This is a genomic window from Stutzerimonas tarimensis, from assembly GCF_042648805.1.
GTDB classification, from domain to species: Bacteria; Pseudomonadota; Gammaproteobacteria; order Pseudomonadales; family Pseudomonadaceae; genus Azomonas; species Azomonas tarimensis.
This window is the reverse complement of record NZ_JBHRXZ010000012.1, coordinates 143,861-157,471: the sequence shown is the minus strand read 5'-3', so window position 1 is coordinate 157,471 and position 13,611 is coordinate 143,861. Positions and strand designations below refer to the sequence as shown.

The following is a 13,611-nucleotide window of genomic DNA, read 5'->3' as shown; positions in this document are numbered from 1 at the left end:
CCCTGTTTGCCGCTGCCTCCGCGTTTCGCCCATAATCGAAGGTACTTGCGCACCTTATCGGGAACATCCATGGAGCAATTTCGCAACATTGGCATCATCGGCCGTCTGGGCAGCACTCGAGTGCTTGACACCATCCGCCGGCTCAAGCGATTTCTCGTTGATCGCGGTCTGCACGTGATACTCGATGAAACCATCGCGGAGATGCTGCCTGGTCACGGAATGCAGACCTCCTCACGTCAACTGCTGGGAGAATCGTGCGATCTGGTGATTGTGGTCGGTGGTGACGGAAGCCTGCTTGGCGCGGCTCGGGCAATGGCGCGTCACCGGATTCCGGTGCTGGGGATCAACCGTGGCAGCCTGGGTTTCCTCACCGATATCCGCCCCGACGAACTCGAGGTGAAGGTGGCGGAAGTGCTGGACGGCCAGTTCACCATGGAACGCCGATTCCTGCTGGAAGCACTGGTGCGCCGCCAGGACGAGCCGATCGGCGAGGGTGACGCTCTCAATGACGTGGTCCTGCATCCTGGCAAGTCGACGCGCATGATCGAGTTCGAGCTTTTCATCGACGGCCAGTTCGTCTGTAGCCAGAAAGCGGACGGCCTGATCATCTCCACGCCAACCGGCTCGACCGCTTACTCGCTATCGGCGGGCGGGCCCATCATGCATCCCAAGCTCGACGCCATCGTGGTGGTACCCATGTATCCCCACACGCTTTCCAGCCGCCCGATCGTGGTGGACGGCAGTAGCGAACTGAAGATCGTGGTGTCATCGGACATGCAGATCTACCCCCAGGTCTCCTGCGACGGGCAGAACCACTTCACCTGTGCCCCCGGTGATACTGTGACGGTGCGCAAGAAATCCCAGAAGCTGAACCTCATTCACCCGCTGGATCACAACTTTTACGAGATTTGCCGGACCAAATTGGGTTGGGGCAGTCGTCTCGGCGGAGGAGCGTGATGCAACTGGATTCGGAACGGGGTTACGACCTGATTGGCGATGTTCACGGGTGCGCCGAAACCCTGGTCCGTCTGCTCGATGGAATGGGCTACCGGCGGCGCGGGGACGTCTGGCGGCATCCGTCGCGGATGGCGATCTTTCTCGGCGATATCATCGATCGAGGGCCTCATATTCGCGAATGTCTGCACTTGGTGCATGACATGGTCGAGGCGGGGCAGGCCCTGTGCATCATGGGTAATCATGAATTCAATGCCCTTGGCTGGTACACGCCCGCCCCACCGGAAAGCGGTCGCGAGTTCGTGCGCGACCACTCGCCTCGCTATGCAAAGTTGCTGGAAGAAACCTTCAAGCAGTTCGAGTCGCATCCGGCGGAATGGAAAGCCTTTCGCGAGTGGTTCATGGACATGCCGCTCTACCTGGACGGCGGCCGATTCCGCGTCGTGCATGCCTGTTGGGACAAGTACCTGATCGCCAGGCTGCGTGAGCGCCTGACCGATGGATTGATCGACATGGATTTCCTGCGCGAGGCGGCCACCGATGGCAGTTTCGCCCAGATCGCCCTGGACCGTCTGTTGCGCGGCACCGACATGCCGCTGCCCCATGGCCTCACGGTTACCACGGACGAGGGGTTCGTGCGCACCGTGTTCCGCACCAAATTCTGGGAAGAGCACCCCAAGACCTACGCGGACGTGGTGTTTCAGCCTGACGGCCTGCCCGATCGCGCGGCGCGCACCCGGATCAGTGAAACCGAGCGGCGCCGTTTATTTCTCTACGGGCCGGACGAGCCGATGCTGTTCGTTGGCCATTACTGGTGCTCGGGCCATCCGGGGCCGATTCGTCCCAACCTGGCCTGTCTCGACTACAGCGCGGTCAAGCGCGGCAAGCTGGCGGCATATCGGCTGGGTCCCGAAAAACGCCTGGAGCCGGCGAATTTCGTCTGGATCAACGTGGAGCCGTCCGATTCATGATGCTGGAAGAAGCCATCCGCTTGCCGCTTTCGGCGGATCTCAGCGGCTTCGTTGCCATGCTGCAGCACCAGGGGGTTCCCTGTCGGGTCTCCGAGGAGGCTGGCGACCAGGTCTTGCGAGTCCCTCGCGAACGGGTCGGCGAGGTCCGCGAACTTTACCTCAGTCATCCCCAGGGGCAGGCGGGCCCGGCGCCTGCCAGACGCTCAATGCCTGGCAACGGCGTGACCCAGGCCCTGCGCCGTCATCCCTTCACCAGCGTCGTTCTGCTGCTGACCTTTATTGCCGCCGCGGTCACCTGGCTCGGCGACAACCTCGATGCGGTGCGCTGGCTGAGCTTCCTGGATTTCCGGATCGAGGGCGATTACGTCTATTTCGCGCGGCTCGAGCACACCCTCGGCCAGGGGCAATGGTGGCGCCTGATCACGCCTGTGTTCATCCATTTTGGTTTTCTCCATCTGGCCATGAATAGCTTGTGGTACTGGGAGTTGGGACGCCGCATTGAGATTCGCCAAGGGCCCTTGCTGTTGTTCGGCTTGACGCTGCTCTACGGCCTGGCCTCGAACGCAGCGCAGTATCTCTACGGTGGTCCCGGTATTTTCGGGGGATTGTCCGGGGTGCTCTACGGGCTGCTCGGACATTGCTGGCTGTTCCAGAAACTCGCACCGGGGGACGCATATCGCCTGCCTTCCGGCGTGGTCATGCTGATGCTGGCCTGGCTGGTAATCTGCATGACCGGCCTCATCGAGGTGGTGACCTTCGGTTCGGTCGCCATTGCCAATGCGGCGCATGTCAGCGGCCTGGTGGCTGGCTGCATCACCGGTGTGGCCGGTGGCATGCTGGCCAGAGCGCGCATGGCACCGCGGCACTGACCCGAGCGCTGCGGTCCCGGCAATGGATCGAGGCTGCAGCCTGCCCCGCGATTTCCCGTTAGAATGCCGGGTCCTTTCCATGGAGACCGGCCATGTCATCCTTCGAAGATGCGATTCGCAACATCACCCCCGAGATCTACGAGAACCTCAAGCTGGCGGTGGAACTGGGCAAGTGGGGCGACGGGCGCCGGCTGACCACCGAGCAGAAGGAGCTCTGCCTGCAGGCGATGATCGCCTGGGAAGTGCAGAATCTTCCCGAGGAGCAGCGTACCGGTTACATGAATGCCCAGGAGTGCGCCTCGAAATCCAAGACGGTCCCGAACATCCTGTTCAGCAGCAACCCGGATACCCTGCACTGATGATCGAATTGGGACGCGGCGGTCTGCGCAAGATGACGACTCGCCTTGGCGAGACCGTACAGTATGGATTGCCCCTGGGGGATGGTGAGGTGGCGGTCAATCCGCTGCTTGGCCAGTCGATCCGGCTCGAGTATCAAGGGGCGATCCACTGCAGCCATTGCGGTCGCAAGACGCGCAAGAGCTTCAGCCAGGGCTACTGTTACCCCTGCTTCAGCAAGCTGCCCGAGTGCGACATCTGCATCATGAGTCCGGAGCGCTGCCATCATGAGCTCGGCACCTGCCGCGACTCGGCATGGGGGGAGCAGTTCTGCATGACCGATCACGTGGTGTACCTCGCCAACTCGTCCGGGTTGAAGGTTGGCATCACCCGCGCGACCCAGCTGCCGACCCGCTGGCTCGATCAGGGCGCGACCCAGGGATTGCCGATTTTGCGCGTGGCGACCCGTCAGCAGTCGGGTCTCGTCGAAGACCTTCTGCGCAACCAGGTAGGTGATCGCACCAACTGGCGTGCCCTGCTCAAGGGCGACGCCGCGCCGGTCGATCTCATCGAGGCCCGTGATCGGCTGCTCGACGTCTGTGCCGAAGGCATCCTGGCGTTGCAGCAGCGTTTCGGCCTGCAGGCGATCCAGCCGCTGAGCGAAGCGAGCGTGCTCGATATCCGCTATCCGGTGCTGAGCTACCCGAGCAAGGTGCTCAGCCTGGACTTCGAGAAAACCCCACAGGTGGAAGGCACTTTGCTCGGCATCAAGGGCCAATACCTTATCCTCGATACTGGCGTGATCAACATCCGCAAATTCAGCTCCTACCAGGTCGTCGCCAGCGGCCACGCCTGAGGCGTTCCCCTGAATGGCCGCTCCAGGCTTGCAACTTGTCGCCGGCGGCAGGAAGCTTGGGGCTTGCCGTTCAAGACAAGGGTTCTCCGATGCGTACAGAACAACCGAAAGTCATCCATCTCAAGGATTATCAGGCGCCTGACTATCTGATCGATGAAACCCATCTGACCTTCGAACTGTACGAAGACCGCACGCTGGTCCATGCGCGGCTGGCGATGCAGCGCAACGACGCGGCCGCCAGCAGTGCCTTGCCGCCGTTGCTGCTGCATGGCCAGGAACTCGAGCTGCTGTCCCTTTCCCTGGATGGACGGCCGCTGGGTCTTGGTGATTACCAGATCGATGAAAACAGCCTGAGCCTGCAGCCTGACGCAGCATCCTTTGTACTCGAGAGCACGGTGTGCATTCACCCGGAAACCAACACCGCGCTGGAAGGCCTGTACAAGTCCGGCAAGATGTTCTGCACCCAATGCGAGGCTGAAGGGTTTCGCAAGATCACCTATTACCTGGACCGCCCCGATGTGATGAGCAGTTTCACCACCACGGTGAAGGCCGACCAGCAGCGGTACCCCATCCTGCTCTCCAACGGCAATCCGGTGGCCAGCGGTAGCGAGGACGATGGTCGCCACTGGGCTACCTGGGAAGATCCGTTCAAGAAGCCGGCGTATCTTTTCGCCCTCGTGGCTGGCGACCTCTGGTGCGTCGAGGACAGCTTCACCACCATGAGCGGTCGCGAAGTGGCCCTGCGTATCTATGTCGAGCCGGAAAACATCGACAAATGCCAGCATGCCATGGACAGCCTAAAGCGGTCGATGCGCTGGGACGAGCAGGTTTACGGGCGCGAATACGATCTCGACATCTTCATGATCGTCGCGGTCAATGACTTCAACATGGGCGCCATGGAGAACAAGGGGCTCAACATCTTCAACTCCAGTGCGGTCCTGGCGCGCGCCGAGACAGCTACCGACGCCGCGCACCAGCGGGTCGAGGCCATCGTCGCCCACGAATACTTCCACAATTGGTCCGGGAACCGGGTCACCTGCCGCGACTGGTTCCAACTGTCGCTCAAGGAAGGTTTCACTGTGTTTCGCGACGCCGGGTTTTCATCGGACATGAACTCGGCGACGGTCAAGCGCATCGAGGACGTTGCCTATCTGCGCACCCACCAGTTCGCCGAGGACGCCGGACCCATGGCGCATCCGGTGCGTCCCGATTCCTTCATCGAGATCTCCAATTTCTACACCCTGACCGTGTACGAGAAGGGTGCCGAAGTGGTGCGGATGATCCAGACGCTGCTGGGGGAGGAGGGCTTCCGCAAAGGTTCGGACCTCTACTTCGAACGCCACGACGGCCAGGCGGTGACCTGCGACGACTTCGTCAAGGCGATGGAAGATGCCACCGGGGCGGACCTCCAGCAGTTCAAGCGCTGGTACAGCCAGGCAGGTACTCCGCGGCTGGCCGTCAGCGAAGCGTATGATCCGTCAACGCAGCGCTACAGCCTCACCTTCCGCCAGAGTTGTCCGCCCACGCCCGGGCAGGCGGAAAAACTGCCCTTCGTGATCCCGGTCAAACTGGGATTGCTGGACAGCCAGGGCCGGGAAATCCCCTTGCGCCTGGTCGGCGAGGGGGCTGCAGTGGGGACCGACCGGGTAATCTCGGTGACCGACGCAGAGCAATGCTTCACCTTTGTCGATACTCCCGAGCAGCCACTGCCATCGCTCCTGCGGGGCTTCTCAGCGCCGGTCAAGCTGGACTTTCCATACAGCCGAGACCAGCTGATGTATCTGATGCAGCACGACAGCGACGGTTTCAATCGCTGGGAGGCCGGTCAGCAATTATCCGTCCAGGTCCTGCGCGAGCTGATCGACCAGCAGCAGCGAGGCGAGGCCATGAGCGTCGATCAGCGGCTGATAAGTGCGCTGGGTAGCGTGCTGGACAACGACAGGCTGGATCAGGCGATGGTCGCCGAGATGCTCTCGCTGCCCGGCGAAGCCTACCTGATCGAAATCAGCGAGGTGGCCGATGTGGACGCCATTCACGCCGCCCGCGAACATGCCCGCCGCTGCATCGCCGAGGCCCTGTTCGAGCCGCTCTGGAGGCGCTATCAGGCCAACCGCGAGCTATCGCGCCAAACGCCTTACGTGGCGCAGTCCGAACATTTTGCGCGACGGGCGCTGCAGAACATTGCCCTGTCCTACCTGATGCTCAGCGAACGGCGGGAGGTGCTCGCCGCCTGCCAGGAACAGTTCGAAACGGCCGACAACATGACCGAGCGACTCACCGCCATGGCGGTCATGGTCAACTCGCCGTTCGAGGCTGAGCGCAGCGCAGCGCTGGCAACCTTCGCCGAGGCCTTCAAGGATGATCCACTGGTAATGGATCAGTGGTTCAGCGTTCAGGCTGGCAGCGCCATGCCGGGGGGGCTCGAGCGCGTGCATCATCTGATGCGACATGCTGCCTTCACCATCAAGAACCCCAACAAGGTACGCGCAGTAATCGGCGCCTTCGCCAACCAGAATCACGTCAACTTCCACGCGCTTGACGGCTCGGGCTATCGCTTTCTGGCTGACCAGATCATCATGCTCAACGCCCTCAACCCTCAGATAGCCTCCAGGCTGCTGACTCCCCTGACGCGCTGGCGCAAATACGACGACGCGCGCCAGGCGCTGATGCGCGGTGAGCTGGAAAGGGTGCTGGCGTCTGGCGAATTATCCAGCGATGTGTTCGAGGTGGTCAGCAAGAGCCTGGCTTGAGCCAGACGCGTCTGGCTCTGCCGGCACCTTTTGTCGCTGAGCCCCGCCTGCGGCTCAGCGAGGATAGAGCGGCGGCAGGGTGCCGGTGTCGGCCTGCGGGGGCGCCGGGTGGCATGCGGGTAGTTCACTGACCGCTTGCCACAATGCCTGCCCTTGCCACCTGTCGCCGCTTTCGCTGTATAGCGCACTGTTCAACTCATCCAGGGCCTCGGACAGCGGAGCATGGCGAGCGGCCATTTCGGACAGGGTTTCCGGTTGTTGTCTGGCCCAGGCGTCCAAGGCTTGCCGGGTGCCCTGGGTGTCGTCTGCCACGCAGGCGCGGCGGAGGTCGTCCAGGAGGCTGCGGGTGCTGGGTCCTGCGGTCTGCGTGCGCTGCACTGCCGGGCGCTGGCGGGCGCGCCACCAGAGTCCGAAACCCGCCAGCGTGGTGAACGCCAGCACCAGGGTGCTCAATTGCCAGGGCCAGGCGGGCGCCGCTGGTGCGGTCTCCGTTGCGGACGACACTACGACGACTGGCGGCTCGACCAGTTCAGGGTTGCTCTCCACCTTGAATGTCCGGGCGGGGAGGTTGGCTACTTCGAGCCGGTCCTCGAGCGTATTCCACCAGAACAGCTCGGTACCGGCGATCTCGAATTCACCGGCGGCTCCGGGTACCAAGGCTTCGCGCTGTTCGCGGCTGCCGAGGATGCCGCCGTCGTCGACGCCGTGGCCCAGCGTGGGTTGGTCTGGATAACGGCGCAGGTCAGGCGGGGAGCTGGCGGGCAACGGGGGCAGCTGAGCGGCGGTCAGGCCCTCGGCGGCGATCATCAGGCTGCGAGTCACCGAATCTCCCACCCGGATGTCGTCTTCCGGCGCGCTCCAGACTTCGCTGAGGGTGATACGCCTGGCGGGTAGCCAGGGCGCATCGGCTGGATATTCGGGCGGCTGGGGCCTGACGATCAGCGGAATGCTGGGTGATTTTACCTGGGTCGAGCGTCCAGGACGGATGTCGTAGATCGAGCCGTTGCTGCCCGTGGCCGCCGTCGTCGCGCTGAATACCTGGCTCGGTATGGTCAGCTCGCCGCTGCGCTGGGGAAAGATCGCGTAGCGCACCTCGATGACCCCGTGGCGAACGCCCCCGAGGGTGCGTTCATAGGTGCGAAAGTCACCGATACGTTCGACGTGCGCATCCGGCATTTGCAGGGGCGAGAGGGTACTGTCGTCGTACAGCGAGACGGAGTGGTAGATGCGCAGCGTCAGCACGGCCTGCGCCTGCACATAAACGCTGTCCTGCTCGAGACTGGCGTCGATGAAGATCGGCGCCAGCTGTGCGGACGCCTGCTCCGCTCGGTCCAGCACGGTCAGGTTGACCGGTTCGCTGCGCCATTCGCCCAGTTGCAACGATGGTATCTGCTGATCACCGATGTACCGCGGTTGCAGGGTGATCTGCCATGCGCTTCCGGCCGGCAGGGATTCGAGGCGGCGCGGTGAGGCAACCACGAACCTCGCCTCCAGCGGGCGCAGATCGGGCGTGCCGAAATGGGTCGGGTCGGACGCCTCCAGCGTCAACACCAGGGTTTCGTCGAGGGCGAGCCGGTGTCTGTCGACTTTCGCGGTGAGGCCGACAGCGCCGCTGTGCATCGCGACGAGAGTCAACCAGATGGCGAGCATCGCTCGAATCATCATACGCCTCCCTGGCGCCTTCGCTGTTCCAGTAGAAATTTCTGCCGCAGCAGTTCGCTGGGGTCGTCGGGGATACGGCGCAGCCACTGTTCGGCCTCCTGCCTGGCTTCCAGTTCGGTGGGGTGCGGCTGGGTCACCTGGGACGGCTCGCTCGGCTGAGCGCCAGGGTCAGCCCCCGGCTCCTGGGCGGGCTCGCTCGCCGCCATGTCGTCAGCGTTGCGGGACTGCCCGGCATCCGATGCAGGCTTTGCGCTTTCGTCGTCGGTGGCCTCCTGCCGCGCTTGCTGCTCCTGTTCCTGCTGCTGGCGCAGCCATTGCTCGACCAGGGCACGGTTGTGCCGGGCCTGTTCCAGGCCGGGGTCGAGGTGGAGTGCCTGGTCATAGGCTTCTAGGGCCGCTTCAAGTTGCTCCGCCAGCGCCAGGGCATTGCCCCGGTTGTAGTGGGCTGTCGGGCTGTCGATTTCGCCGAAGCGCTCTGCCGCGGCATGGTAGTCGCCGGCCTGATAAGCAGCCATGGCCTGCCAGGGCCTGTCGCGAAAGCGGCTGCTCGCTTCATCGAAGCGCTCTGCCCGATAGAGTCGCTGGCCCTGCTGGTCGGGCGTCAGCCAAAGGTCCTGCCATTCCAGGGCATGGCCTTGCTGAGTGGGCAAGATCATCAGCGCCATGCAGAATAGCCAGCCCCGCCGACCGGCAAGGGCGGCGATGATCAACAGTGGCAGCAGCAGCCAATGGCCCCGGTCCCGCCAGGCCGCGAGGGGTATCTGTTCGGGTTCCTGTTCCCAGCTGCCCTGCCTCTGCAGCAGACCCAGCGCGGCGAGGTCCTCGTCTCCAAGTCGTGCCGTCTGATAGCTGCCGCCAAATTCCGCGGCGGCTTCGGCAAGGGCCGGGCGATCAAGCCTCGGGAGCAGGATGGCGCCCTGCGGATCCTTGAGGAAGCTACCGTCCGGACTCATGATCGGCGCCCCGCGCGAGGTACCCACGCCGAGGATCGACAGCGAATCGCCCGAACGACGGAGCTGTCTAGCGATGCTGCTGCGCTCTTCCGGGCTCAGGCCACTGCCGATGAGCAGCAGGCGGCCTCTGCCGAGCCCGCCTTGTGCCAGCAGCTCAAGGGCCTCGCTGACGGCCAGATCGGCGCGCTGGCCCGATACGGGCATGATCGAGGGATCCACGGCACCCAGCAGGTTGCGGATGGTGGCGAGGTCGTCCGAGAGGGGAACGAGCGTATGCGCGCTGCCGGCATAGACGATGACGGCGGTCTGCGCGTCGCGGCGAGTTTCCAGGTAATCGAGCAGTTTGCGTTTGCCCATCTCCAGGCGGTTGGGTGTGACGTCGCCGGCGAGCATCGCCGGGGTCACCTCAAGCAGCACCACGAGAGGATCGATTCGCCTGTGGGTCGGTTGTTCCAGCCGGTCCCAGGCCGGGCCGAGCAGCGCCAGCAACGCCACCAGCCAGGCCAGCCCGAGCAGCAGCCAGGGCAATTTGCTGCGACGCGGGCGGCCACGGGTCAAGAGCAGAGCATGAAGGTGAGCGGGCAGCAGCTTTTGCCACTGGCCGGCCCGGCGCTGGTGATGCCAGAGCCGCCAGAGCAGCCAGGCCATGAGCGGCAGCAGGACCAGCCAGTACGGCCGTGAAAGGTGCAGCCAGCTCATGGGCGTGCCAACCGGCGCCACCGTGGGCGACTGGCGGGATCGACCGCGGTCAGGGCGAGGATCAGGCTGGCGAGCAACGCGGTGCCGAGGGGCCAGGGGTACAGCGGTTGAGCGAATCGGCTTTGTGCGGGCTCCTGCGCCGCCGGTTCGAGACGGTTGAGGGTGGTGCCGATGACTTCGATCTGCTCGCTGCTGCCTCCGTGGAAGTACTCGCCTCCGGTCTGATCGGCGATCGCGCGCAGGCTGGGCTCATCCAGGTCCAGGGCCGGATCGAAGCCGAACAAGGAGGCACCGCTGGCATCCGGTGCTGCGCCGATGCCTATGGTGTAGATCCGCAGGTTTTCGTCTGCCGCCAGCCGAGCGGCTACCTGCGGATCGATCTGCCCGCCGTTGTTGGCGCCGTCAGTGATAAGCACCAGTACGCGGCTCTGCGCAGGTCGTTCGCGTAAATGCTTGACCGCCAGGCCGATGGCGTCGCCAATCGCCGTGTTGCTTCCGGCGATGCCCACCACCGCCTCCTCCAGCCAGGTGCGCACGGTGGTCCGGTCGAAGGTCAGCGGGGCGTGCAGGTAAGCCTTGCTGCCAAAGAGGATAAGGCCGATTCGATCGCCGTGCCGCTGTTCGACGAACTCGCCAAAGAGCCGCTGGACGATCTCCAGACGTGTCACTTCCATGCCCTGCCAGCGCATGTCGGGGTAATCCATGGAGCCGGAAATATCCACCGCCAGCATCAGGTCCCGGCCCGTGCTGGGCAGGGGTAGCGGTTCGCCCAGCCACTGCGGCCGCGCGGCGGCCAGCAGCAGCAGCAGCCAGATCGCCAGGTACGGCAACTGCTGTCGCCAGCGCGGCAGGACGATACGCGGGCGGCGACTGTTGAGCATTTGCAGGTCATCGAGGAAGCTGACCTTGAGGGCCGCCTGGCTGCTTTCGGAAGGCGGAAGCAGGGCGCGTAGAACCCAGGGAAGCGGAAGCAGGGCGAAAACCCAGGGCCAGGCGAGGTCAAGCATGCTTGCGAATCCAGACGCCGACTGACTGCTCCAATCCCTCGATCGCCTGGTCGTCGAGCCGGCAGTCGGGGCGGTAGGCGCCTTCGACCAGAATCATCCAGCGTGTCAGCCCGGCTGCAGGGCAGCGGCTGTCGAGAAACGCCAGCCAGGCCCGGCCGCTCAGGCGGTGCGGGTGCTCTTCGGGGTAGCGGGTACGGCACAGGCGTTTGAGCAAGGCATTGAGTTGCTGGAGCCAGAGACTGGCCGGTTCGCCGTCGGCGGGCCTGGACATTTGCTGAAGTTCGAGCAGCGCAGCCTGTCGAAGCGGATCGACGGTCGCTTCCGCAAGATCGTTCGGCCGCCGCCGCGCGAACCATCGACGCAGCAGCCACAATAGCAGGCCCAGCAGCGGCAACATCAGTAGAAGAATCCACCAGCCGGGGGCTGGCGGCCAGGCACCGACCGGCGGCGGGGCGATGGGCGGGGCGAGCTGCTGCAGCGGGTCCATCATGTTGCTCCGATCAGTTGGTCGCGCAACTGCTCGAAGGCGGGCCGTTCCGTAGACAAAGGCAGCAGGGGCGCACGCAGGCGTCGTGCCAGTTGCTGCCAGCGCAGCTGACGCAGCCGGGCCTGTTCGGCGTAGGCGTGGCGAATGCTGTGGTCGTGGGTGTCCAGCTCCAGTCGGGCTCCTCCCCTGGCGAAACGCAGCAGTCCGGCGTCGGGGAGCGCGTGATCCAGCGGATCTGAAAGTGGCAGCAGAAGCAGGTCGATGTGTCGGCCAAGCAGGGTCAATTGTTTCTCGGCGGTGTCGGTCAGGGCGCGTTCGTCGCAGAGAATGACCGCCAGGCTGCCCGGACGCAGGACTTCGCGGGTCCGGCGTAACGCCAGTCCCAGGTCCTCCGGATCGGACTGGAGGTCGGCATGCAGCTGCTGATTGGCCCGCGCCAGACGGTCAAGCAACTGCAACAGGCTTTGCTTGCTGCGTCTGGGTTTGACCTCCTGACAGCCATCGTCGCCGAATACCAGGCCACCGACCTGGTCGTTGTGCGCCAGCGCTACCCAGCCGATCAGGGCCGCGGCCTGGGCCGCGAGCAGGGATTTGAAACCTTTGCCGCTGCCAAAGAAGAGGCGCCGGCTCTGTTCCACCAGCAGGTAGATGGGGCGCTCGCGCTCCTCGTGGTAGAGCTTGGTGTGTGGCTCCTGGGTGCGCGCGGTGACGCGCCAGTCGATGTTACGCACGTCGTCACCTGGCTGGTAGGCGCGGACGTGATCGAAGTCGACGCCGCGGCCGCGTAGCCGCGAATGGTGCAGGCCCACCAAGGGGCTGCGTCGCTGCAAGGTCGAGAACAAGGGCAGCTCGCGGGCGCGCTGGCGCATCTCGATCAGCTCGGCGACCTGCACATGCACGCCGGATACGGGCTCGGTCGGGCGTGCCGCGCCCTGGCGACTCATGGCTCAGGCCACCGCGACCACATCGAGCACCCGTGCCAGTACCCGGTCCTGGTCGACGCCCGACGCCTCGGCCTCGAAGGAGAGGATCAGGCGGTGGCGCAGTACGTCGAACATGACGGCCTGGATGTCTTCGGGGCTGACAAAATCACGTCCGGCCAGCCAGGCATGGGCGCGTGCGCAACGGTCCAGGGCGATGGTGCCGCGCGGGCTGGCGCCATAAGCGATCCACTCGGCCAACTGCGAGTCGAATTTGGCCGGCGTACGGGTCGCCATGACCAGTTGCACCATGTACTCCTCCACCGCTTCGGCCATGTACAGGCCAAGGATCTCGGTACGTGCGGCAAAGATGGAGCGCTGACTCAGCCGGTGTTCAGGGGCGGCTTCCCCATGGATGGCTTCCCCCCGCGCCTGATGAAGGATACGCCGCTCCACGCTGGCGTCCGGGTAGCCGATCTTCACATGCAAAAGGAAGCGATCCAGCTGTGCCTCGGGTAGCGGGTAGGTGCCTTCCTGCTCGATGGGGTTCTGGGTAGCCATCACCAGAAACAGCGGTGGCAGCGCATAGGTGCTGCGTCCTACGCTGACCTGGCGTTCGGCCATGGCCTCTAGCAGTGCGGACTGCACCTTGGCCGGCGCGCGGTTGATCTCGTCGGCGAGCACCAGGTTATGGAACAGCGGCCCCTGCTGGAACACGAAGCTGCCGGTTTCGGGGCGGTAGATCTCGGTACCGGTGATGTCGGCGGGTAGCAGGTCGGGGGTGAACTGGACACGGTGGAAATCCGCCTCGACGCCCTCGGCCAGCTCCTTGATCGCCCGGGTCTTGGCCAGGCCCGGTGCGCCCTCGACCAGCAGATGCCCATCGGCGAGCAGGGCGATCAGCAGCCGCTCGACCAGTCTCTCCTGGCCGAAGATTCGACTGGATAGGAATTGTCTGAGCGCGACCAGTGTTTCACGGTGATCCATCGTTGCGACTCTTGCGAAGTTCGGGACGCTCGCCTCTCGCGGCGAGGGCGCGCTGGCGCAATTTTCTGACGCTTTGGCCAAGCAGGGCACTTTACTGCATCGATTGCTTTCTACACTAACCTTTAAGCGCTAGTGAACTGGCGAACCGTCAGCAGATTCT

At 64.2% G+C, this 13,611-nt stretch carries 12 protein-coding genes; 6 read left to right on the top strand and 6 right to left on the bottom strand.

What is annotated here, in order from left to right; all coding sequences use genetic code 11:
• Positions 1–69: 69 nt before the first annotated feature.
• From ACFOMF_RS04770 to pepN, 6 genes are all read left to right on the top strand, one after another.
• A complete protein-coding gene (locus ACFOMF_RS04770; protein WP_386361745.1) occupies positions 70–957 on the top strand; it encodes an NAD(+) kinase in 888 nt (295 codons plus the stop codon).
• Entirely contained in the window at positions 957–1,925 is a 969-nt protein-coding gene (locus ACFOMF_RS04765) for a metallophosphoesterase (RefSeq protein WP_386361743.1), read from the top strand. The genes ACFOMF_RS04770 and ACFOMF_RS04765 overlap by 1 nt, the downstream gene beginning before the upstream one ends.
• Positions 1,922–2,794: a rhomboid family intramembrane serine protease gene (locus ACFOMF_RS04760; RefSeq protein ID WP_386361741.1), complete on the top strand. Its 873-nt coding sequence runs from the start codon at positions 1,922–1,924 to the stop codon at positions 2,792–2,794. The genes ACFOMF_RS04765 and ACFOMF_RS04760 overlap by 4 nt, the downstream gene beginning before the upstream one ends.
• 92 nt (positions 2,795–2,886) lie before the next feature.
• A complete protein-coding gene (locus ACFOMF_RS04755; RefSeq protein WP_386361739.1) occupies positions 2,887–3,153 on the top strand; it encodes a YeaC family protein in 267 nt (88 codons plus the stop codon).
• Complete coding sequence (locus ACFOMF_RS04750) at positions 3,153–3,986, top strand: DUF2797 domain-containing protein (RefSeq protein WP_386361737.1); 834 nt, start codon at positions 3,153–3,155, stop codon at positions 3,984–3,986. Before ACFOMF_RS04755 ends, ACFOMF_RS04750 begins: the two co-directional genes overlap by 1 nt.
• Before the next feature lie 89 nt (positions 3,987–4,075).
• Positions 4,076–6,736 carry an aminopeptidase N gene (pepN, locus tag ACFOMF_RS04745; protein WP_386361735.1) on the top strand — a complete coding sequence of 887 codons (2,661 nt, stop codon included), beginning with the start codon at positions 4,076–4,078 and terminating at the stop codon, positions 6,734–6,736.
• A 54-nt stretch (positions 6,737–6,790) separates the two neighbouring features.
• On the opposite strand, the gene ACFOMF_RS04740 is transcribed toward pepN, so the two are convergent.
• From ACFOMF_RS04740 to ACFOMF_RS04715, 6 genes are read right to left on the bottom strand one after another with little or no spacing between them, the layout of a single operon-like run.
• Positions 6,791–8,398, bottom strand: a complete 1,608-nt coding sequence (locus ACFOMF_RS04740) for a BatD family protein (protein WP_386361823.1) — start codon at positions 8,396–8,398, stop codon at positions 6,791–6,793.
• Positions 8,398–10,050, bottom strand: coding sequence for a VWA domain-containing protein (locus ACFOMF_RS04735; protein ID WP_386361733.1), 1,653 nt, complete (start codon positions 10,048–10,050; stop codon positions 8,398–8,400). Before ACFOMF_RS04735 ends, ACFOMF_RS04740 begins: the two co-directional genes overlap by 1 nt.
• Complete coding sequence (locus ACFOMF_RS04730; protein WP_386361731.1) at positions 10,047–11,057, bottom strand: vWA domain-containing protein; 1,011 nt, start codon at positions 11,055–11,057, stop codon at positions 10,047–10,049. Before ACFOMF_RS04730 ends, ACFOMF_RS04735 begins: the two co-directional genes overlap by 4 nt.
• Positions 11,050–11,544 carry a DUF4381 domain-containing protein gene (locus tag ACFOMF_RS04725; RefSeq protein ID WP_386361821.1) on the bottom strand — a complete coding sequence of 165 codons (495 nt, stop codon included), beginning with the start codon at positions 11,542–11,544 and terminating at the stop codon, positions 11,050–11,052. Before ACFOMF_RS04725 ends, ACFOMF_RS04730 begins: the two co-directional genes overlap by 8 nt.
• Complete coding sequence (locus ACFOMF_RS04720) at positions 11,544–12,488, bottom strand: DUF58 domain-containing protein (RefSeq protein ID WP_386361729.1); 945 nt, start codon at positions 12,486–12,488, stop codon at positions 11,544–11,546. The genes ACFOMF_RS04725 and ACFOMF_RS04720 overlap by 1 nt, the downstream gene beginning before the upstream one ends.
• Before the next feature lie 3 nt (positions 12,489–12,491).
• A complete protein-coding gene (locus ACFOMF_RS04715; protein ID WP_386361727.1) occupies positions 12,492–13,451 on the bottom strand; it encodes an AAA family ATPase in 960 nt (319 codons plus the stop codon).
• Positions 13,452–13,611: the final 160 nt, after the last annotated feature.

Bases quoted from the DNA above. Each gene is read 5' to 3' on its own strand.
- ACFOMF_RS04750 (WP_386361737.1), top strand. From the start codon at position 3,153: ATGATCGAATTGGGACGCGGCGGTCTGCGCAAGATGACGACTCGCCTT.
- ACFOMF_RS04730 (WP_386361731.1), bottom strand. From the start codon at position 11,057: ATGCTTGACCTCGCCTGGCCCTGGGTTTTCGCCCTGCTTCCGCTTCCC.
- ACFOMF_RS04735 (WP_386361733.1), bottom strand. From the start codon at position 10,050: ATGAGCTGGCTGCACCTTTCACGGCCGTACTGGCTGGTCCTGCTGCCG.
- ACFOMF_RS04740 (WP_386361823.1), bottom strand. From the start codon at position 8,398: ATGATTCGAGCGATGCTCGCCATCTGGTTGACTCTCGTCGCGATGCAC.
- ACFOMF_RS04770 (WP_386361745.1), top strand. From the start codon at position 70: ATGGAGCAATTTCGCAACATTGGCATCATCGGCCGTCTGGGCAGCACT.
- ACFOMF_RS04715 (WP_386361727.1), bottom strand. From the start codon at position 13,451: ATGGATCACCGTGAAACACTGGTCGCGCTCAGACAATTCCTATCCAGT.
- ACFOMF_RS04765 (WP_386361743.1), top strand. From the start codon at position 957: ATGCAACTGGATTCGGAACGGGGTTACGACCTGATTGGCGATGTTCAC.
- pepN (WP_386361735.1), top strand. From the start codon at position 4,076: ATGCGTACAGAACAACCGAAAGTCATCCATCTCAAGGATTATCAGGCG.
- ACFOMF_RS04725 (WP_386361821.1), bottom strand. From the start codon at position 11,544: ATGGACCCGCTGCAGCAGCTCGCCCCGCCCATCGCCCCGCCGCCGGTC.
- ACFOMF_RS04720 (WP_386361729.1), bottom strand. From the start codon at position 12,488: ATGAGTCGCCAGGGCGCGGCACGCCCGACCGAGCCCGTATCCGGCGTG.
- ACFOMF_RS04760 (WP_386361741.1), top strand. From the start codon at position 1,922: ATGATGCTGGAAGAAGCCATCCGCTTGCCGCTTTCGGCGGATCTCAGC.
- ACFOMF_RS04755 (WP_386361739.1), top strand. From the start codon at position 2,887: ATGTCATCCTTCGAAGATGCGATTCGCAACATCACCCCCGAGATCTAC.